General features: G+C 34.9%; 20 protein-coding genes and 1 pseudogene. 11 read left to right on the top strand and 10 right to left on the bottom strand.

Features of this window, described 5'->3' with window-relative positions; all coding sequences use genetic code 11:
* Nucleotides 1-418 precede the first annotated feature (418 nt).
* The 3 genes from GKR88_07375 to GKR88_07365 all read right to left on the bottom strand — a co-directional run bounded on the left by GKR88_07375 (nt 419) and on the right by GKR88_07365 (nt 3,019).
* A complete protein-coding gene (locus GKR88_07375; protein QMU64125.1) occupies nt 419-838 on the bottom strand; it encodes a hypothetical protein in 420 nt (139 codons plus the stop codon).
* A 68-nt stretch (nt 839-906) separates the two neighbouring features.
* The gene (locus GKR88_07370; protein ID QMU64124.1) at nt 907-1,989 is read right to left on the bottom strand and encodes an IS4 family transposase; all 1,083 of its coding nucleotides are present in this window, start codon (nt 1,987-1,989) and stop codon (nt 907-909) included.
* 202 nt (nt 1,990-2,191) lie between these two features.
* Nucleotides 2,192-3,019 (bottom strand): hypothetical protein, encoded by an 828-nt coding sequence (locus GKR88_07365; protein QMU64123.1) that lies wholly within the window; start codon nt 3,017-3,019, stop codon nt 2,192-2,194.
* A 129-nt stretch (nt 3,020-3,148) separates the two neighbouring features.
* On the opposite strand from GKR88_07365, the gene GKR88_07360 reads away from it, so the two are divergent.
* Together GKR88_07360 and GKR88_07355 are read left to right on the top strand one after the other, a co-directional pair.
* Nucleotides 3,149-4,093: an AAA family ATPase gene (locus tag GKR88_07360; protein QMU64122.1), complete on the top strand. Its 945-nt coding sequence runs from the start codon at nt 3,149-3,151 to the stop codon at nt 4,091-4,093.
* Between the two features lie 137 nt (nt 4,094-4,230).
* A complete protein-coding gene (locus GKR88_07355; protein ID QMU64121.1) occupies nt 4,231-5,187 on the top strand; it encodes a phosphoribosylaminoimidazolesuccinocarboxamide synthase in 957 nt (318 codons plus the stop codon).
* Between the two features lie 13 nt (nt 5,188-5,200).
* Here the strand turns inward: GKR88_07355 and GKR88_07350 are convergent, their stop codons facing one another.
* On the bottom strand, nt 5,201-5,986 hold the full coding sequence (locus GKR88_07350) for a tellurium resistance protein TerC (protein QMU64120.1): 786 nt from the start codon (nt 5,984-5,986) through the stop codon (nt 5,201-5,203).
* 81 nt (nt 5,987-6,067) lie between these two features.
* Complete coding sequence (locus tag GKR88_07345) at nt 6,068-6,859, bottom strand: TSUP family transporter (GenBank protein ID QMU64119.1); 792 nt, start codon at nt 6,857-6,859, stop codon at nt 6,068-6,070.
* A gap of 793 nt (nt 6,860-7,652) precedes the next feature.
* Here GKR88_07345 and acs point away from each other — a divergent pair.
* Nucleotides 7,653-9,548, top strand: a complete 1,896-nt coding sequence (gene acs / locus GKR88_07340; GenBank protein QMU64118.1) for an acetate--CoA ligase — start codon at nt 7,653-7,655, stop codon at nt 9,546-9,548.
* A 31-nt stretch (nt 9,549-9,579) separates the two neighbouring features.
* Here the strand turns inward: acs and GKR88_07335 are convergent, their stop codons facing one another.
* Together GKR88_07335 and GKR88_07330 are read right to left on the bottom strand one after the other, a co-directional pair.
* Complete coding sequence (locus GKR88_07335) at nt 9,580-10,944, bottom strand: MFS transporter (protein QMU64117.1); 1,365 nt, start codon at nt 10,942-10,944, stop codon at nt 9,580-9,582.
* Nucleotides 10,945-10,983: 39 nt separating this feature from the next.
* The gene (locus tag GKR88_07330) at nt 10,984-11,808 is read right to left on the bottom strand and encodes a M48 family metalloprotease (protein QMU64116.1); all 825 of its coding nucleotides are present in this window, start codon (nt 11,806-11,808) and stop codon (nt 10,984-10,986) included.
* 137 nt (nt 11,809-11,945) lie between these two features.
* On the opposite strand from GKR88_07330, the gene GKR88_07325 reads away from it, so the two are divergent.
* The 8 genes and pseudogenes from GKR88_07325 to GKR88_07290 all read left to right on the top strand — a co-directional run bounded on the left by GKR88_07325 (nt 11,946) and on the right by GKR88_07290 (nt 17,655).
* Nucleotides 11,946-12,593 (top strand): alpha/beta fold hydrolase, encoded by a 648-nt coding sequence (locus tag GKR88_07325; protein ID QMU64115.1) that lies wholly within the window; start codon nt 11,946-11,948, stop codon nt 12,591-12,593.
* Nucleotides 12,536-12,820: a hypothetical protein gene (locus GKR88_07320; protein QMU66665.1), complete on the top strand. Its 285-nt coding sequence runs from the start codon at nt 12,536-12,538 to the stop codon at nt 12,818-12,820. The genes GKR88_07325 and GKR88_07320 overlap by 58 nt, the downstream gene beginning before the upstream one ends.
* Nucleotides 12,821-12,942: 122 nt before the next feature.
* A pseudogene (locus GKR88_07315) lies at nt 12,943-13,173 on the top strand (IS110 family transposase).
* Between the two features lie 115 nt (nt 13,174-13,288).
* Nucleotides 13,289-13,687, top strand: a complete 399-nt coding sequence (locus GKR88_07310) for a transposase (GenBank protein ID QMU66664.1) — start codon at nt 13,289-13,291, stop codon at nt 13,685-13,687.
* Between the two features lie 2 nt (nt 13,688-13,689).
* Nucleotides 13,690-13,986, top strand: a complete 297-nt coding sequence (locus GKR88_07305) for a hypothetical protein (protein QMU64114.1) — start codon at nt 13,690-13,692, stop codon at nt 13,984-13,986.
* Between the two features lie 112 nt (nt 13,987-14,098).
* Nucleotides 14,099-14,596, top strand: a complete 498-nt coding sequence (msrB, locus tag GKR88_07300; GenBank protein ID QMU64113.1) for a peptide-methionine (R)-S-oxide reductase MsrB — start codon at nt 14,099-14,101, stop codon at nt 14,594-14,596.
* 392 nt (nt 14,597-14,988) lie between these two features.
* Nucleotides 14,989-16,167, top strand: coding sequence for a T9SS type A sorting domain-containing protein (locus GKR88_07295; GenBank protein ID QMU64112.1), 1,179 nt, complete (start codon nt 14,989-14,991; stop codon nt 16,165-16,167).
* A 612-nt stretch (nt 16,168-16,779) separates the two neighbouring features.
* Complete coding sequence (locus GKR88_07290) at nt 16,780-17,655, top strand: sterol desaturase (GenBank protein ID QMU64111.1); 876 nt, start codon at nt 16,780-16,782, stop codon at nt 17,653-17,655.
* Between the two features lie 69 nt (nt 17,656-17,724).
* Here the strand turns inward: GKR88_07290 and GKR88_07285 are convergent, their stop codons facing one another.
* Genes GKR88_07285 through GKR88_07275 form a run of 3 tightly spaced genes read right to left on the bottom strand, consistent with a single transcriptional unit; the run spans nt 17,725 to nt 21,929 of the window.
* Nucleotides 17,725-19,368 (bottom strand): alpha-amylase, encoded by a 1,644-nt coding sequence (locus GKR88_07285; protein QMU64110.1) that lies wholly within the window; start codon nt 19,366-19,368, stop codon nt 17,725-17,727.
* A gap of 3 nt (nt 19,369-19,371) precedes the next feature.
* Nucleotides 19,372-19,611 carry a hypothetical protein gene (locus GKR88_07280; protein QMU64109.1) on the bottom strand — a complete coding sequence of 80 codons (240 nt, stop codon included), beginning with the start codon at nt 19,609-19,611 and terminating at the stop codon, nt 19,372-19,374.
* An 11-nt stretch (nt 19,612-19,622) separates the two neighbouring features.
* Nucleotides 19,623-21,929 carry a glycoside hydrolase family 65 protein gene (locus tag GKR88_07275; GenBank protein QMU64108.1) on the bottom strand — a complete coding sequence of 769 codons (2,307 nt, stop codon included), beginning with the start codon at nt 21,927-21,929 and terminating at the stop codon, nt 19,623-19,625.
* Between the last annotated feature and the right edge of the window lie 3 nt (nt 21,930-21,932).

Here is a 21,932-nt window from a genome sequence, read left to right as displayed (position 1 = left end):
TATGATATTTAATGGTTTTTTTGAGTGAATAGTAAAGAGTTCTGTTTTTTGTTCTTATTGGTGTCTAATAAATTGAGAGATTTCCAAAATACTCTAGTGATTTTCTTAAGTATTTAAACGAACATTCAAAAAAATAATTATTCATATTTCATTTTTAACAAGCATATTTTACTTCATAATGTACGCCTCATCGCTGCATTATCAAATTAATTCATTGTTACATTGATTTATTGCTACATTGATTCATTTAAACTACTTTATCAACACTCCATGCTTACGGTTTTGCATTGAACAAAATTTTGGTTTTTGACCAAAAATCAGTATTTCTATAATTTTCAAAATATTCCTAATTTTAGCACAAATACAAAAGCCCCTATACGGAGCTATTGTCATTTTGCATTTATTTTATGAAAGTTTTCTATCTCCTTCCAGGATGAGAAGATTTCACTCCTTTCTTAATTTGTTGCTGTATTTCTTCTTCTACCGGAGCTGTTCTCGTGAAAGTATCCTTGTTAACAAGGGTTGACGCCCAATCGTCATCAGGATCCGTTTCTTGTGTTAATAGCCAGGTAGTTACTATAGTATCTACCCCGTTAACAACTTGATATTGGCCGCTCCAAGCAGTAACAGAATCAGAACTACCATATTGATTTTGCCAAGCAACTACAAAACCAACGGCCTGACTGGCATCGTTATCTGTATCTGTTCGCCCTACCAAATCATAAATACCGGAAGCATCACCAACTGCTGTATGATATGTTCCTGTTATACTGTTTCCATTAACTGTAAGAGTCATATATGACCCGAGTTCATTGTACCATGTTCCATTTAAGTCCATAATTAAAATTTCAGGGTTAGTAATTTATATGTTTTTGTTTTGTCTAATGCAATATAAATAAAAAATAGCTAAGTACATGACAAAAATTTAGTCAAGTTCATATTGTTTTGATTTACAGGGTTTAATAGCACAGAAGCAATATAATCTAATCCATATTTGAATATGCTTTTAGCCATTCTTCCATGCTTTTTTATTTTGATAGGCTTAATCTGATGTAAATATATACCAACTTTGTAACACCATACGAAAGCCATCATTACAAGCAGTACTAATTTTTCAATACGCTTAATATCTTGCAGGTGTGTGTTTTCAATATCAAAGCCACTGGCTTTCATTGCTTTAAAACACATCTCTATCTGCCATCGTTCTTTGTATTGTTCAAAGGCCTTATCAGGAGCGTTGAACGATACAATGATTAAGAAATCAGGCTTTCCATTTTTTGGGTACAACTTGCATCCGGAAAGGAAACAAAGCTGACCATTAACACGTACAATTTTAGGATAATACACAAACTCATTGATCTTATGTGGATTAAACAAGTGAAATACTTTGATGGTTTTGTTCTTATCAGGAAGCTCTACCTTAAAGTTGTTTCGAATGCGGATATAATATTTGATTCCATTTGTATTCAAGAAATCCAACCAATGATTACCTACAAACTCTCTATCGGCTACAATGGATTTAATAACATCTTTGCCAAAAAGTCTTATGAAACGATTCACAAGATCAATACGCTCCTGACTGTTAGAGTTCCCTGGCTTATCTAACATAGTAAATAACAATGGGAAGGCAACACCTTTATAGACAACTCCCAACTTAAAAATGTTGATGTTGGTCTGACCAAACTTCCAATTGGTCCTATCAATACTCAAGATCAATCCCTCTTGCTTAGGAAGGAGACTAAATATAAGACGAGCGATCAAATCTCCATCCAACGAATAATCAGCAATAAATCTTTGAATACGTCTGAGTGATGACTTCGAATCTACTGAGGTCTCAAAAGCGTTGGCTACCTTTTCAAAGGTAACTGTCTGTACCTTACAGAGGGCGATAATGAAATGTGATATGAGTTTGATTCTTGCCAAATTGATCTTACCTTGGAAATGAGAACTTAAAACTGAATTTAATTCACTACTTCTTAGTGGAAGCATTAGTTTTTTTCATTAGAAAAATGAGTGATGTTATTCTTCTAATATACTGAAAATCAATGCTTTATTTTAATTATTTAACATTTAATTTACTGATAATCAATTAATTATATTTTTTGTCATGTACTAAAAAAAAATAGTTAAATCTTGTTGTATTTCTTAATGAACTCATCTTTACAATTCTTATTAACATATATTCATGTTGTTATAAAAATTCAACAACTATCATATCTCTATAATTCAATCCGAGTAGTGTGGAAGCTCCACCAACTGTTTTTAGATTACTTCGATAAATTGCAATTTCCAAATATCCTGAGGAGTTAAAAATAGCCAGTCGATTTCCGTCAAATTGACGAGCATCCGTAGCTTTGGTATCCACAATTTCATTGTATTTATTAAATATCTTAGTAAAAGTATAACGAGCCGCAGAAATTCTAAAATTGCGCCCCTTCCCTACTTCAACAAATATTTTTTTATGTATATTACTAATGACGTTACCATAGTTATCAATATAAATAATACCTCCGACAATTGTTGTTTTATCCTGGCTGATTTTCGGCTGAATTTCAATCATTTTTTTATACGTAGCAATCTTCTTTCCAATCACTCCCAAACTTCCACCTTTGGCAATAAAACAAGCTACCTGAACAAAGACATCCAATACAGGAAAACTACTAACTACCCTGTCATGAATATCAATTTCTACAATTTTTGCAGGGACAATGTCAGAGGCAATCATACAAATCAAACCATTATCCGGACAGATAAAATAATGGTCGTCTAATTCCAATGCAATATGCTTATTATCATCACTCAATTCGGAGTCAACACCTATAATATGGATAGTTCCTTTTGGAAAGCTTTTATATGAATTTTTTATGACATATGCTGTTTCGGCTATACTAAACGGAGTTATTTCATGGGTGATATCAATAATTTTTACATCAGGAAGTTCTGCATAAATAGCTCCTTTTACTGCACCTACAAAGTGATCTTTAGTGCCAAAATCTGTAGTTAAAGTAATTAGAGACATTAAAACGGATTTGTTAATTAAATGTGTAAAAGTTGTAAAAAAATCCTAACAAATCTAAGCAATTCTGAAAATTATTGGATATTTTTAAAATGAAATCTTCTTAAAGAAGAAACTTCTAAATTCGAATATTTGAACGAGCGAATCATAGAGCTTACAGAGATTAACCCAAAAGATTTCTTTGGTACTCACAATAGTACCTTAGAGCAATTAAAAAGATATTTTCCAAAAATAAAAATCGTTGCGCGTGACTCTAAATTAAAGATTTACGGAGAACCTGAAATTTTAGACGAGTTTGAAAAGCGATTGAAAATACTTATCAAATATTTCAACCGATACAACAAATTAGATGATAACAGTATTGAACGTTTATTGACAGGGAAAGATGAAAATACCATGTCCGCAGACACCCAAGAAGTGTTGGTATACGGGGTAAATGGCAAATTCATCAAACCGCAAACAAAGCATCAGCGGACAATGGTTTCTTTAATGCAAAAAAACGATATGCTATTTGCTGTTGGTCCTGCAGGTACCGGAAAAACATATACGGCAGTTGCTCTGGCTGTGAGGGCATTAAAGGAAAAGGAGGTAAAACGTATTATCTTAACCAGACCTGCGGTGGAATCCGGCGAAAATCTTGGGTTTTTACCCGGAGATTTAAAAGAAAAACTGGACCCCTATATGCAACCTTTATACGATGCTTTAAGAGACATGATTCCACATGAAAAATTGATCCCTTACATAGAAAAAGGAATCATACAAATTGCTCCTTTGGCATTTATGAGAGGGAGAACCTTAGACAATGCTTTTGTCATTCTAGATGAAGCGCAAAATACTACTCACAACCAAATGAAAATGTTTTTAACCAGAATGGGAAAACATGCCAAATTTATCATTACAGGTGATCCGGGCCAGATAGATCTGCCTAGAAAACAAGTGTCCGGTTTAAAGGAATCTTTGTTAGCGCTAAAAGATATTGACGGAATTGCCCAGGTATATCTGGATGATAAAGATGTGATCAGACATCGATTGGTTAAAAAAATCATTACAGCGTATAAGAGCATTGAGACAGAGTAGGTTTTAATGTATCAATTCAATAATAAAGTGAAAAATTGTGAGATGAAAAATATGTTTATGACAAGTTAGATGTATCGTTTTTTGTCTCTACCACCATATGATATGTTTCCTTATTTTTGCAGCAATTTGAATGTAGTATGAATACAATAAACGAAACTCATTTTCAGTTTCCAAATCAAAAATCAGTTTACAGAGGAAAAGTACGGGAAGTGTATAATATCAATGATTCTCTTCTGGTTATGGTGGCCTCTGACAGGCTTTCTGCTTTTGATGTAATACTTCCGAAACAAATTCCGTTTAAGGGGCAAATATTAAATCAGGTTGCTGTAAAAATGATGAATGAAACAGCTGATATAGTTCCTAACTGGTTCATTGCAAGCCCGGATGAAAATGTCTCCATTGGTCATTTATGCCAGCCTTTTAAGGTAGAAATGGTCATACGCGGATATTTATCCGGGCATGCTGCCAGAGAATATAAACTAGGAAAAAGAACATTATGCGGAGTTGCAATGGATAAAGGAATGAAAGAAAACGATCCGTTTTCCAAGCCTATTATTACGCCTTCTACCAAAGCAGATAACGGAGCACATGATGAGGATATTTCCAGAGAAGATATACTTGCAAAAGGAATTGTTACGGAAGAAGATTATTTAATTCTGGAGGATTATACGCGTAAATTGTTTCAAAGAGGATCAGAGATAGCTTCCAAACGAGGGTTGATCTTAGTAGATACCAAATATGAGTTCGGAAAAACCAAAGATGGTAAGATTGTGTTAATTGATGAGGTGCATACACCGGATTCTTCGCGTTATTTTTATGCCGATAGTTATGAAGAAAAACAAATCAAAGGAGAAAAGCAAAAACAATTGTCCAAAGAATTTGTACGCCAATGGCTGGTAGAAAATGGGTTTCAGGGGAAAGTCGGGCAGCAGGTTCCCAAAATGTCTATGGAAAAAACCATCGAAATCTCAGAACGTTATATAGAGCTTTTTGAACAGATTACCGGAGATACTTTTATAAAAGCCAATATGGAAAATGTGTTAGGCAGGATTGAGAAAAATGTAATATCCTTTTTATCAAACTCACCTATATGAGACCCTTATAAAGCTAATTTTTATCCATATCTCCGACACTTTCTTTATCCGCCAATAATTTCTTCTGATAACGACTCTGTACAATATCAGTAATCACTAAAATACCAATAACAAAATAAAAAGTGGTTTTGCTCATATGAACAATTTCATTGCCGAATAATTTTAAATGTGCTAACTCCCCTCCTTCGGTAACCAACATAATACCTACGACAAACAAAATAAACAAGCCCAAAACTTCATACATTCTGTTTTTAGCTAAAAAATCGGAAACCTTATCGGCTAACCAAATCATTAATAATCCACCTATAATAATAGCCGTTGCCATAACCCAAAAAACATCAGTTAGTGCCATAGCACTCAAAATAGAATCAAAAGAAAACACCACATTCATAATCACAATCATGGTAACTATTTTACCTAAGGGTGCTTCTTTTTGCCCTTCTATATTATGATCTAAACTACGTACACCAATCATATGCCAAATTTCTTTCATAGCAGTATATACGATAAAAATACCTCCTCCCAAAACAATCAAACTATGAATATTAACTTTACCTTCGGCAATTCCCTCAAAAGAAAAATGTAAAATCGGATCCTGAAAAAGTTGTATGAGTTGTATCAATACAAATAGTAAAACGATACGTAAGACAATAGCGAGTAGTATCCCTGTTTTTCTCACATATACCTGTTTTTCTTTTGGAACTCGTTTGCTTTCGAGAGAAATGTATAATAAATTATCAAACCCTAATACGCCTTGTAAAAGAATTAACATCAACAAAGTCAAAATATTCTCTAACATAAAATTTAAGATTTTAAAAAACAACTCAAATATATATAATATTGATTGCCTGTTATGATTCCTTATTATCTTTTTTGGTATTCAGTAGATTAAAAGATTGAAAGATTTCCACAAAATTCGAATTGCTACAAATATTATGAGTATTGCCGTTGCTTTTCTGAGTTGTATAGGTGTAAAATAACGAATATTCATACGGTTCCCTATTTGCCCGCCTATAAACACTACCACCAATAAGGTAAAAGTAACATATCCGTTGCTATTAAAATTTTCGCTTGAATACTGCCCTATAAGACCCGCAATAGAATTTACCAAAATAAAGAAACTGGCAGTAGCAGCAATTTTTTTTGGAGTACCCCAATTAGAAAGATGTAATATGGGTGCTAGAAAAATACCGCCTCCAATCCCTACCATCCCGGATATAAAACCAATAAAACCTCCGTAAATGCCATTTTTAACACTACTTTTTTTATCAGATGTTTCTTTATTAGTAATTATTCTTTTTGAAACCCACATAGTAATAGCTGCAAACAATAATGTAAGCCCTAATAAAATAAAGAAAAAAGCCTGGCTTATCTTTACCGTACCTCCCAGGTAAGCCAAAGGTACACTTACCACAACAAGGGGTACTACCTTTTTCCAATCCAATAGTTTTTGCTTTTGAAATACTAACACGTTTCCGGCGACAACTACCACATTGCACAACAAGGCAGTAGTTCTGATTTGAGTAAAAGCAATACCCGTCAAAGCTAAAATTGCCAAATAACTGGAACCGCCTCCAAAGCCAACAGAAGCATATAGAATGGCTATTATAAAAAAGAGCAACAAAATAAGCCAATGACTTTCAATAATTTCAAGAAATTGTAAAAAGATCATATATATTTTATGTTGCTAACAAATATAACTTGATTATCCGTTATTACACCTAATTGTGTTTTTTGGATATCGTAAATAATGAACTCATCTTGACTTTTTCTATTTCCTAAAAAATGACTGAAATTCACCTATATTTCATTACTCTTCTTACCTGTAGCACTGCTATAGCTTTTAAAAAGTGCTTTATCTAGTTAAATTTCAGTTCATTTTCGGTTAAAACAAAAAGTCAAGATGAGTTCAATTTTAATTTTTTACCCTTAATTGATAGTCGATGAATTATATAAATTACAAATTTTAAATTCACAATTACGAATTTTTATCTCTTCAATATCAACTGATTAAATTTAATTTTGGCGCTCGTTTGAAATAGTATTGATAAATATGAGTTTTCCATTCTTTTTATTGAATTTTACATCAAAATTAAATCCAAAAGATATTCAAAACCTGATAACATCAAGGGATTAAGATATAATACCTAATTTAAACTAGAGCCTTAATTTTTGTGAAATTAATTTTTAGACTCAGTATAAAAGATTAAAAAGTTTCAAAAATATTAATGATTTCTTTTAGGTAATCTGAACGAATATTCAAAAATACCCGTTGTGCATTTTGAACTAAAAAGTAAATTTAAACGTCAGTTCGAGTAAATTTTTCTCATTTTCAATCGAAAAATTTACTCGAATTGACGAATTTTATCAAAATGCACAACGGGTTCAAAAATATAATTTTATATTGTTCATTTTAGAAAAAGTAATACCAAGTAAAACAGGTACCATTTAAAATCATTCATCATATGACACTTGAAATAACCTCATATCAGGAGTACTTAGGTCATTATCAACAAAGTATAGAAGACCCTTCTAATTTTTGGGGTCGGATTGCAGCGCATTTTTACTGGAGAAAAAAATGGGATACTGTTCTGGCTTATGACTGGTCTCAACCGTCTACTAAATGGTTTGGAGGCGGGCAATTAAATATCACTGAAAATTGTTTGGACCGACACCTCGAAACAAAAGGAACACAAACGGCAATTATCTGGGAACCTAATCATCCGGAGGAAAAAGCACAACACATCACATACAAACAACTACATAGTAAAGTATGTAGTTTTGCAAATGTGTTAAAAAATAATGGTGTTAGAAAAGGAGATACTGTTTGTATATATATGCCTATGGTAGTAGAGCTGACCGTTGCTGTTTTAGCTTGTGCCAGAATAGGTGCCGTAAACTCTGTAGTGTTTGCAGGATTCTCATCGACTGCATTGGCAGCCAGAATTAATGATGCCAAATGTAAAGTAATACTAACCGCCGACGGAGGATTCAGAGGCAATAAGATAACACCTCTGAAAGACATAGTTGACGAAGCATTAAAAACATGTCCTACTATTCAAAAATCAATTGTTTTTCAGAGAACGCAACAGACCGTCTCCTGGAATCCGGCAATTGATACTTGGTGGCATGAGGAATTAAAAAAAACAAATGACAATTGTTCTGCAGAGGTTATGAATGCAGAAGATATGTTGTTTATATTATATACTTCAGGTTCTACGGGAAAACCAAAAGGAATGGTTCACACTTGTGGAGGGTATATGGTATATACTACATATTCGTTTAAAAATGTATTTCAATATAAAGAAGGAGATATCTACTGGTGTACTGCAGATATCGGTTGGATTACCGGGCATAGCTATATTGTATACGGACCGCTATGTACCGGAGCAACAACTGTTATGTTTGAAGGAGTTCCCGGTTATCCGGATTTCGGGCGTTTTTGGAAAGTTTGTGAAAAGCATAAAGTTACTCAATTTTACACGGCTCCAACGGCTATCAGAACCTTAGCGAAACATCCGACAAAACTGGCAGCTAAATACGATTTATCAACTATAAAAGTATTAGGCACTGTTGGAGAACCTATCAATGAAGAAGCCTGGCATTGGTATGATACTTATATTGGAAAAAATAACTGCCCCATTACAGATACCTGGTGGCAAACCGAAACAGGCGGTATCATGATCTCATCTCTGGCAGGAATTACAAAAGACAAGCCTACATTTGCCACGATTCCTTTACCCGGAATTCAACCTGTACTGTTAGACACTGACGGGAAAGAAATTTTGACAACACAAGCTGAGGGAGTTTTAGCTATAAAACACCCCTGGCCATCGTTAGCAAGGACGATATACGGAGATCATCAGCGCTACAAAAATGTGTATTTTTCGGCATATCCAAATTACTATTTCCCGGGAGATGGGGCTTTGCGCGATAAAAACGGGAATTACAGAATCACAGGGAGAGTAGATGATGTAGTAATTGTTTCGGGACATAATTTAGGAACAGCTCCCATAGAAAATGCTATTAATGAGCATGAACAAATTGTAGAAAGTGCAGTGGTGGGGTTTCCGCATACTATAAAAGGAAATGCATTATATACCTATGTAATTACTTATGGAAGAGTTAAAGAAAATTCTGCACTGATACATGAAATACAACAACTAGTTGCAGATACCATCGGTCCCATTGCAAAACCGGATAAAGTTCAGTTCGTAAAAGAGTTGCCTAAAACCAGATCGGGGAAAATTATGCGAAGAATTTTACGCAAAGTAGCTGCCAAAGATACCTCTGATTTAGGAGACGTATCAACCTTACTAAATCCGGAGGTAGTAGATGATATTATTAAAAATGCACTTTGAATTTAAATTTAAAAGTTAAAAGTCAGGAAATTTACCTCACATACCTGGTTTTCTTGAGTGTACTTAATATCATAAAAGATCCTACAAAAAAGATCGCCAGACACAATACAGACCATTGCATAGAATCTGTTATTGCATATAAAAAACTATAGACAAAAGTTCCCAGTACAATGGCTATTTTTTCTGTTACGTCATAAAAACTAAAGTAAGTTGCATGGTCTTCTGTTTTTGGCAGTAATTTTGAATATGTCGATCGGGTTAGCGATTGAATAGCTCCTAAAACCAATCCCAACAGTGCCCCTAATCCATAAAAACAGAAATCGACATATGCTAAATCTTTATGTAATAAAAACGCACAAAAACAGATGACAATCCAAATAATAATGGTCATTTTTAACGCTGTAAAATTTCCGTATTTCTTAGATAATCTCGAAAAGATTGCTGCTCCGGCAATAGCAATGAGTTGAATTAGTAATACCGTTATAATCAAATTGGTACTATCTAACCCCAGTTCCGTAGAACCAAAGATAGTTGCTAATAGAATAATGGTTTGCACGCCAATACTCAGTAAAAAAAATGCCACTAAAAATCCTTTTAATGTGGGATAGCTTTTTACCTCATTATATACTATTTTTAGTTCTCTAAAGCCCTTCCATATATAATCCTTTTCCGGCTTCTTTTCAAATACGTTATTGGGCAATCTTCTAAAGGTTATTTGTGCAAAACCTATCCACCAAAGCCCAACCATTACAAATGAGATCCTCGATGCATATGCTTCCGTTATTCCAAAAAAATCGTGATTTAAAATCAAAGCCAGATTGATCATCAGCAAAATAACAGACCCGAAATATCCAAAAATAAATCCTTTGGCGCTTACCCTGTCCTGATCTTCCGGGTGTGCTACTTCAGGCAAATATGAGTTATAAAAAACAATACTGGACCAAAAACCAATACTTGCAAAAAAAGTAAATACGATACCAATCCAGACAGTATCTATTCCATCAAAAAAATACAAACTCATTACCGAAACCGATCCGATACTACAAAATATTTTAAGGAATTTCTTTTTATTACCCGTATAATCAGCAATTGCTGATAAAATCGGCGATATAAATGCCACTACCAAAAATGAAAATGACAGGGTGTAGCCATATAAAGCATCCGGATGATCCCATTTCATTCCTAAGAACGATACTACTTTTCCTTTGGTAATACCTGAGTAAAATAAGGGAAAAACAGCTGTACTGATTACTAGCGAATACACTGAATTTGCCCAGTCGTAAAACGCCCAGGCATTGATTAATTTTTTATCGCCGATTTTAACATAAGTGAAAAGGATTAAGAGATTAAAGGATTGAAAGATTGAAAAGCTCAAAGATTTCAAAAATATCCTCATGATTCTTTTTAGGTATCTAAACTGGTATTCAAAAATTAGTTATTTTCCTTTGTAATTGCTCTGCTCATTATAAAGTTTGGCCAACCGCGCTGCTTCCGGCAAATACGTTTTCAGGGTTTTAATTCTTGTTTCGTTGGACGGGTGTGTACTTAAAATTTGCGGTGGTGTTTTTCTCCCTTTGGTTTTCTCACTCATTCGTATCCAAACTTCAGCAGCTTCCGATCCTTTATATCCTGCCATAATCATAAAAACCAGTCCTAATTTATCTGCTTCCGTTTCGTGGGTTCTGCTAAAAGCCAACAACCCTGATCCGGAACTTAAACCGTATGCCGTATTCCAAATTTTCTGAGCATTTTCGCTTTTCCCCGACACTCCCAAAGCTATGGCAATACCTCCTAATTGTTGTAATTGACCTGATGACATTCTTTCCTGTCCGTGCTTTGCAAATGCATGTGCCACTTCATGTCCCATTACGGCTGCCATGCCATCTTCATTAGCACAGACAGGCATTATGCCCGTATAAAAAACAACCTTCCCTCCGGGCAAACACCATGCATTTATAGTTTCATCTTCTATCAAATTAAATTCCCATTTATACGAATCGGCTTCCGCATGCATATCATTAGCTCTCATAAACCTATCTACCGCCGCAGAGACCTTATTGCCAACCGACTTAATTTGTCGGGTCATTTTTGTATCTGTCGAGAGTTTATTTTTCTCTAAAAACCCTTTGTATTGTGCAAAACTTGCAGGTAATACCTCAGCATCACTTACAAAATTAATACGCTTTCTCCCGGTTATAGGCACTGTACTACACGCTTCCGTTAAAAAGAAGATGGTAGCCAGAATAATTAATTTTCTCATTTTAACGCCTTCCTAATAATTAAACATCCAATCATAATCGTTTACCTTAGTTAGTTACACAATTATACAACGACTTGATTTAATTTTTATTTATTTTTAAAATTACATATTCTATTTTATTAACAACAATTTTTTTAATGGATTTATTATCTCCACAAAAAGAGCTAAAGCCCAGAGTGATAATGCCAAGGTTCATAGTTGTTTTTTCAAAGTTTTTATATTTTATATCTACTTCTTTGGTCATTAGATTTGCTGCCAGATTATTTATTACCCCTTTTCACTTTCCGGTGTCTATAAGAGAATCAACTATGGCTAAGGGTGCACAAAAGAAAAGTGTATTTATTGGTAAAATTAATAAAGAAATTCACGTACTATCTTACGGATACTCTAAAAGAAAAGTATTATTTGTACATGGTTGGTCAGGAAGGCCTACACAGTTTTTTGCTTTTGCAGATACATTATTGGAACATGGATTTATGGTTACTTCTTTTGATGGTCCGGCACATGGAAAATCATCCGGCAAAACCACACACTTAATTGAGTTTTTAATTACCATAGAAAAAATCAATGAGCTATTCGGCCCCTTTGAAGCTGCCATAGGGCATTCTTTTGGAGGCATCTGCCTGTATAATGCAGTTTCTGATTTTTTGAAAATAAAAACATTAGTAACTATTGGAACCGGAGATAAAATTTCTGATATTTTAAAACAGTTTTTAAGAAATCTGGGATTAAAAGAGACCATGCATCTTTCATTACAGCAGTTTTTAGAAAAAAATGGAAAATAAAAGTTGACGACCTTGCCTGTAGCCATGTTTCAAAAAAAATCACCATTCCTACACTTGTTATTCATGATTCGGAAGATGGAGATGTTCCTGTAAGTTATGCAAATAATATTCGTCAAAACTTAAAGAACGGGAGCATTTTAATTACGAAAGGATTAGGACATACTAAAATTTTGAGAGATGCAACTATTGTAACCCGAGTTGTAAATTATATCATTAAAAACCCATGAAACCTTGATTACGGCGCAAAATAATTTTAGAGGAATCCGTCACAAAAGGGGATGAATAAGTAGATATAAAAAAAATCCGTCTATTTGTTTTTTAACAATTAACAATTAAAAACAGACGGATGATGAAAAAAGACACCGTTGCCTTTGAGCAATTAGTATCTCGTGGATGTGGGCTGGACGTCCACAAAGAGATTGTAGTAGTAACCATCCAAGGTAAAGGTATAAAAACCATGACAAAGAGTTTTCATACCTATACAAGTTCTTTGATAAAATTGAGAGATTGGTTAAAAAAACATAAGATTACCCATATAGCTATGGAGAGTACAGGGGTTTATTGGAAACCGATTTATAATGAACTCATCTTGACTTTTTCTATTCCCTAAAAAATGACTGAAATTCACCTATATTTTGTTACTTTTCTTACCTGTAGCGCTGCTATAGCTTTCAAAAAGTGCCTCATCTGGTTAAATTTCAGTTCATTTTCGGTTAAAAACAAAAAGTCAAGATGAGTTCAATGTATTAGGGGATGATTTTGAGATTTTGTTAGTGAATGCCAGGCATGTAAAAAATGTACCAGGCCATAAAACAGACAAAAAAGACAGCAAGTGGCTTTGCAAACTATTGTTAAGTGGTTTGCTAAAGGGGAGTTACATTCCCGAGCGTAAGATTCGAGAGTTACGAGACTTAACGCGCTATCGTAAAAAGTTGGTTCAAATGATAAGTTCAGAGAAGAACCGTTTTCAAAAAATATTGGAAGATGCCAATATTAAACTATCGGTTGTATTGACAGACACGTTTTGTAAAACAGGATTGAAAATGCTTAATGTTATTAAAATGATCAAACTTATAATCCCAAGCAACTGTTAAGTATGGTACATGGATGCGTAAAAGCAAATCGAAAAGCCATAGAAGAATCTTTAACAGGATATGTTACTGCTCATCATCGCTTAATGCTAAAAAAGATATGGAAAAATATGCACCGATTAGAAACCACACTATCAGAAGTAGATCGTTCTATAGAAAAAGCCATAGAACCTTTACAGATTGAGCTAGATTTATTAGAACAAATCCCAGGTGTAGGTAAAAAAAGGTACTATCGGTATCATCTCAGAAATAGGTGCAGAGTTGAGAAAACCACGCACATGAAACTGACCTCAAACTGTTAAGCACAAAAGAGTATTGCCATAGAGCATGTGTATGAAAATTTTACCTAAATGGTCTTCTTAACAGTTTAACCTAAAACATTGATAATAAAAACTTTAAACATAAATTATTCGTATGAAAATAATCATTTTATTCTTTATTACTGTTTTATATAGCTGTAATGGACTGGCACAAAAAAAAGAAGTTTCATCAAAAGGCAAGAAAGTATATAAAGTTGCCAAAACGGATGCAGAATGGAGGAAATCGCTTACCAGAATGGAGTACTATGTATTGCGTGAAGCCGGTACGGAAAGATCTTTTACAAGTCCTTTAAACAAGAACTATGCTAAAGGTACGTACATTTGTGCAGCTTGTGAAGCTCCTCTTTATAAATCCGAACATAAATTTAATTCGGGAACCGGTTGGCCTTCTTTTGACAGGGCTATTGAAAATTCGGTTGAGTTAGACGTAGATTATAAAATAGGATATGCAAGGACAGAATTAAAATGTAATGCTTGTGGTGGCCATCTAGGACATTCTTTTGATGACGGGCCAAGAGAAACTACGGGTAAAAGGCATTGTATAAATGGTATAGCTTTAAAATTTGTTCCTAAAAAAGAGCAGAAAGAATAATATAGTTAAAAAGTTCAAAAACTTCAGGTTTCAAATCAAATTACATAAATTACAAATTTTAAATTCACAATTACGAATTTTTACCTCCTCAATATCAACTGGTTAAATATAATTTTTGTGAAATTAATTTTTAGACTCAATATAAAAGTTGTTCTATAATTAAACTTTGTTAAGTGGGCTTGCTTTAAGAAGAACCTGTCAAAAAAACTAACTCTATAAAACATTTTTACGGCTTTCAAAATACCATTGAGTTAAATATTTTTGTATATTTGTTAATGGATTCAAACCTAAAATATCTCTGACATATGGAAGAAACAGGGAGGTATTTTAATTTTTTTATAGCCCCGCTATATACCATATTTAAAAATTTGTAACAATTAAATACTTTAGATATGAAAAATAGTAACTTTCACTTGCGATCGCTAATCATTCTTATATTCGTTTTTATTGTATTTGGAAGCACTAAGGCCCAAACTACACCGGAATCTTGTAGTTGTAGACTCGATACACTTGGTTTGAGGTCTTATTTAAATACCCTTACCCTATCGGAAAATACTCCCTTAAGATTTGAAGTGCAAAGCCCTACTTCTACCTTTGCTGTACTTCACGGCACTATAGGAAGTACAACACCGACTGTTACGCAAACTTTTATTGACACTTATCCGAATGTAACTACATTGGTTATGATGCAAATCCCGGGAAGTAATGACGACACTGCAAATTTAGATGCTGCACTAAGATTAAGAAATAGAGGGTATACTACTTATTTGCCTGCAGTGAATGCTTATCCGCAAGATGCATTTATAGCGTCCGGAGGAACAGACATGATTTTGTCAGGTACCAGACGTGTAATAGACGTTGGTGCCGAAGTGGGTGTACATTCCTGGAGTAATGGGACAAACTCGGCTACGGATTTTCCGGTAGGACATGCAAATCACCAACCCTATATTAATTACTATATTGCAATGGGGTTTAGTACTGCCGACGCAGAAGCTTTTTACTATTTTACCATAAACGCAGCCCCTGCAAATAGTATTCACAATATGACAGAAACAGAAATTGAGCAATATAAGCTCCGTACATGTACATATAGTGCAAGCCCTACGTATATGGCAACTTTAGCAACAAATGTTTTGACTGCAAATTTAGCCGGTGCAACCTATCAATGGTTGGATTGTGATAATGGAAATGCACCTATCAGCGGGGCTACAAATCAAAGTTTTACTCCTACCTCTAACGGGAATTATGCCGTACAGGTAACAGAAGCTGATTGCATTGGTACTTCTACTTGTTATTCGGTAACGACATTGGGTGTCTCTGATATTGAATTTGACAATTCAATTAGCTTATACCCTAACCCGGGAGCTACTAAGTTTTTTGTTGATTTAAAAGCCATAAATGAAAATACCACTGTCCGGATAAGGAGTATTACCGGAAAGACCATTGAAAAAAGAACCTCTATGGGAAATGAGCAAATAACCTTTGACAACCATAATTATTCAAAAGGCATTTATTTGGTTACAGTTACTACAAACAGTAGACAAAAAACAATGAAACTGATTATCAAATAATAAATTTGAATAGTATTCTCAATGTTTAATTGAAATGGTAGAATTAATAATACTGCGACAATGGTAATGCCTTTGTAAAAACTCAAAAAAGATATATCTTTCTGATTTAAAAAAAACCTATCTAAAAGTTTTTATTTTTCAGTGACTCCGCAAAAGATTGTTCCCGAAAGAATTAAAAAAAGTGAGACCGTTCTACTCAATATGAAACAGATCGCTTCGGGAAAAATATAGTATCTTGCAAAAGGTTATAATATCACCAAAAAAATGAAGAAAACGTGGTTGAGGATCTTTTATACGACTACAATGTCGGTGTAAAACTCTTTCTGAAACGGGTGGATGGTAAGTGATAACTGTTGTGCAAACCCACAGGAACATATATTTTTCTGAAATTGAACATAATAGTATAGCTGAACCAATATAAAATGTCCTCATTTAAAGATCTATTGATCCTAGTGTCAAGAACTATAGCTGTCTTGATTCTTAATTCCAGTAGCGAAGCTGTCTTGATTTAAAATGTATCTACAGCTCTTATTTATGTCAAGTTATTTTGATTTGGCTATATTTGTGTAAAAAGGGAATCCCAATTAGACAGCAATAAGCCATAGAAGCAGCATGGCAGAATATATAGATACTTTTATAAATACTTTCAACAGCAATGTAAATTGGACATGGAAAGCTATCTTGTTTGAAGTTCCCTGGTATACCAACTATTTTTGGGGATTAATAATTATTTCTTTGGCAGTTTGGGGATTGGAAATTGTCTTCCCATGGCGAAAAAACCAAGCTCTTTTCAGAAAAGATTTCTGGCTGGACGGGTTCTATATGTTTTTTAATTTTTTCATCTTCTTTATTGCAATATCCGGTTTTTACAGTGTACTCAACCTAATTTTTAACAATTTGGGAATGACTCCCAAAAGCGTAGCACTTATTAATCTTTCTGCTTTTCCCACATGGCTACAATTTGTTTTATTTTTTATTGTTTTGGATTTTGTACAATGGTTCACACATTTGCTTTTACACAAATACGCTTTCTTATGGAAATTTCACAAAGTACATCACAGTGTAAAAGAAATGGGATTTGCCGCTCATTTACGCTATCACTGGATGGAGAATATTCTCTATAAACCACTAAAAACTTTTGCTGTGATGATTTTAGGCGGTTTTGAACCTGAACAGGCGTATATCATTCATTTTTTAGCAATTGCCATTGGGCATTTTAACCATACAAATATTAAAATCACCTGGGGCGTTTTTAAATATATTTTTAATAACCCTGTAATGCATCTATACCATCACGCATATTCGCTGCCGGAAGGAAAATACGGTGTCAATTTCGGAATTAGTCTAAGTTTATGGGACTATTTATTTAAAACCAATTATCTCCCCGAAGATAGCGGAGCTCTAAAATTAGGGTTTCCCGAAGATGATCAATTTCCTAAAACCTTTTTAAAACAGCTCGTTTACGGGTTCAAAAAAAAGCATCATTAATATTTTTCAAGTTTCAAGTTTGAAAGCTTCAAGTTCACTCTTTCAACAACTTTCAAACTTTTAATCATATCATTTCCTTTCCAGCAAAACAATGGTATGTGCTGATATTATGGAAACCTTTCCTCCTGCTACTTTCACTTCTTGGCCGGAATAAACATCTTTCAATTCCTCTCCATCGGCAAAAACAGTAGCTACGGGAATCATTTTTTCTCCTATAGGTAAATGCAATCCGACAATCACCTCATCCGTATAATTTCCTTTGGTATAATTTCTTGAAAAAACAAAGGGTACATTTGAAATTTCTTTATGAACTCCCGCTCCAATAGCCGGATGATTGCTCCTGAATTTCCCAAGCTTTTGATAATGAACTAATGTATTTTTTGCTTGTTCGTTGCTAGCAATTTCTTCCCAATTCATAAAAGAACGTAAGGTTGCATCGCCCTGTGTACCTTCAACAACCAGAGAACGAGCGATCTCATCGCCATAATACATTTGTGAGGCTCCGGGTGATAGTAACAAGAAAATCCCCGCATTGAACGTATTTTGCCTGTCCGGGTCAAAAGGCTGTCCATCGTCATGGGAGCTCAGATAATTTAACACCCCATACCCCTGTAAATCCGAGTGTAGCATAGTTGAATATCTGTTAAACGTCTCTTGAATCGGTTTTTGTTTTGCATTCCATTTGAGCTCAAAATTGATTAGATTCTGAAATGCCTTGTCAAAATAATTTACTTTTTTATCACCAAAATCATAGGCTGTCCCTACGGAAATATTGTAGCCATACACTTCACCAACCAGGTAAAAATCGTTATCATCCAATACTTTTTCCGGGTGGTTCTTTTTGTATTGTTCAAACGCATCATCACATGCTTTTTTAAATTCTTGCCACACGTATTCCTCCGTATGCTTTACAGTATCTACCCGATAACCGTCTATTCCAAATTCCGTGATATAATCCGTGAGCCATTTCATAATGTAAAAACGCGGTGCTCTTGGATAACCGGTTCTGGCAAAAAATTCATCCAATTCTTTTACCTCTTGCTCATAACGCCCTTCGGCCTTCCATTTGGCAATCAATTGCGGAGGTAATGCTACTGCGTCATTGCTTTCCGTTTTAATGTCCGGCAGGTTCTTTACCAATGTACAGGTTACCGTATTTTGATAACTATCATATGTACATGGCGGTTCGGTACGCACCCAGTCCGACGGCCAAACAGGGTCTTTTTCCGTTACCGGGCCCGTATGATTGATAACAGCGTCCAGTAAAATTCTAATTCCGTTCTTGTGCGCCGTTTCTATCAGTTCTTTTAAATCTTCTTTGGTACCGTAATTAGGATCAATAGCTGTCCAGTCTTTTGTCCAATAGCCATGAAAACCATAAGTAAAGCCGGTTCCTTCATCGGTTCCGCCATGAATTTGCTCTACAATCGGAGTCATCCAAATGGCATTGACTCCTAAATCCGTAAAATAGCCTTCGTTGATTTTTTGCGTAATTCCTTTGATGTCTCCTCCTTTAAATCCGCGTAATTTTGCCGTTTCAGCAGTACGATCAAAATTCACATCATTAGACGGATTGCCATTATGAAATCTATCTGTCAGCAAAAAATACAGATTTGCATTTTCCCAGCCAAAAGGCGTTTTTGGTTTTTCAATTCCTTCTTTTTTACAACTGATAAGCAGTAATAAACAACATATAATGCTAATTTTTTTCATGTTCTAGTTGATTAAAATTTTATATTCCCAGGGTTCCAAAGAAATCTCATTTTCATTGAGTTCCATGGAAGAATCATTTAAATAGTCCGCATAGGTTCCCTTTTCCGAAACCTGTATTTTTGAGGGGCTTTCGGATACTGATATCTCAATAACTTTTTGAACTTCAGGCGATCTTTTTTCGTTTTGACATGAGGTCAGAAACAAAAACCCGAATAGGTTAAGAACACAAATGATTTTTTTCACGGTTTGGTTTTTTAAACGGTTATCAAATTATTTGGACTAAGAATCACCGGTTCTCCATTAACCAGAATGGTCAATTCTCTTCCATTATTTAATTCAAAATTCGTTTTGTTGTGATTTACGTTTACTTTTACTACCTGATTTCTAAAATTGACCTTAAATGAATAGGCATTCCATTGTTTCGGAATTCCGGGTGTAAATGAAAGTTTGTTTTCTTTGATTCTCATTCCGCCGAATCCCTCTACAATGCTCATCCACGTACCTGCCATAGAGGTTATGTGTAATCCTTCATGCACCTCATGGTTGTAATCATCCAAATCCAAACGCGATGTTCTCAGGTAAAATGTATATGCCTGTTCCATTTTTCCTAATCTGGCCGCTTGTATGCTGTGTACACAGGGAGACAATGAAGATTCATGAACGGTAAAAGATTCGTAGAAGTTGAAATGCCGTTCCAGTTCTTCCCGGGTAAAATGATCTTCAAAGAAGTAGAATCCTTGCAAGGTATCTGCTTGTTTGATATAGGGCGAACGCAAAATTCTATCCCAGGACCAATGCTGATTGACAGGTCTTTGACCGGTATCCAAATCGGCAACCGTCACCAAATCTTTGTCTAAAAAACCATCTTGCTGCAAATAAACCTGATGTTCTTCCGAATATGGGAAATACATATTGTCTGCTACTTCTTTCCATTTTTCTATTTCAGTGTCTTGCAGAGATACTTTTGACATAATTCTGAGGTAATCATCATGATATGCTGTTTTTACCTTTTGAATATTTTCTACTGCATAGTTGATACACCACTTCGCAATGTAATTTGTATACCAGTTGTTATTGACATTATTTTCATATTCGTTAGGCCCGGTAACTCCAAGGATCACATATTTCTTCTTTTGTAATGAATAGGTAATTCTTTGATGCCAGAAGCGGGCAATTCCGATAAGCACTTCCAGTCCTTTTTCCGGAATATAACTGTAATCATTCGTATATCTGTGGTAATTATAAATGGCAAAGGCAATGGCCCCGTTTCTGTGAATTTCTTCGAAAGTAATTTCCCATTCATTATGACATTCTTCTCCATTCATAGTCACCATCGGATACAGAGCCGCTCCGTTTTTAAAACCAAGTTTCCGGGCATTCTCAATAGCTTTGTCCAAATGATTATATCGATACTCCAGAAGTGTTCTTGCTACCTTCTGATATTTGGTGGCCATATAAAAAGGAATGCAGTAGGCTTCGGTATCCCAATAGGTGCTTCCTCCGTATTTTTCTCCGGTAAATCCTTTGGGTCCGATGTTCAGTTTGGCATCGGTTCCCAAATAGGTCTGGTTGAGATGGAAGATATTAAAGCGTATTCCTTGCTGTGCTTTGGTATCGCCGTCAATGGTGATATCTGCCATGTCCCAGATTTCAGACCACGATTCTTTTTGATATTCCAATAGTGCATCAAAACCCAGATCTATTGCTTTTTTTAATACGCTTTTGGCCGCTTCTACCAGTTTAAGTTTGTCGTGATTCCTGTCTACAACATACCCTCCGAATTTATGAATGTTATATGTCTGCCCTTGCTTGATTTTTTGTGTGTATGAACAAGATGCAGAGGTAGGTGTTTTTATATGTTCGCAATTCGAATCTGTTGGAATATCATCAACAAAAATCCTCGATTCCATGAATGTACAGATATGAAAATCTGTTTTCATGGTCTTCGCCTGTAAGAATGATTGATGTTGTTCCCGGTTTACCTGTAAAATATCCCAAAATTGATCGTCCCAATTCGTATCTTCGTTTGTAATTCCACCGTCTATATATGGGAAAAAAGTAATCTCGGCTTCCGAGTTTAACGGAGTAACCGAATACTTAATGACTCCTACCTCATCAAAACGAATACTTAAAAAACGAATGCTGCAAACTCTTATTTCCGTACCATTTTGAAGTGTGGCATCAAAACTTCTTGAAAGCCTGCCTTCTTTCATATTTAGTTCTCTGCGGAAATTAGTAACCTGCTTACAGGTATACAGGTCTAGTCTTTCATTATTTACCTGAACGTCAATTCCGATCCAATTGGGTGCATTTAGCACTTTTGCAAAATATTCCGGGTAACCGTTTTTCCACCAGCCTACCCTGGTTTTATCAGGATAGTACACCCCTGCAATATAGCTTCCCCGAAACGTCGGGCCTGAGTAGTGTTCTTCAAAGTTCGCCCGTTGTCCCATAGCTCCGTTACCGATACTAAAAATACTCTCGGAAACTTTTACGGTGTTTGGATTGAATCCTTCTTCCGCTATAGACCATTCGTCGGGGATTATGTAGTCTAAATTCATACT

Source organism: Flavobacteriaceae bacterium (assembly GCA_014075215.1).
In the GTDB taxonomy this organism is placed as follows: Bacteria; Bacteroidota; Bacteroidia; order Flavobacteriales; family Flavobacteriaceae; genus Polaribacter.
This window is presented reverse-complemented; position numbering and strand designations above follow the sequence as displayed.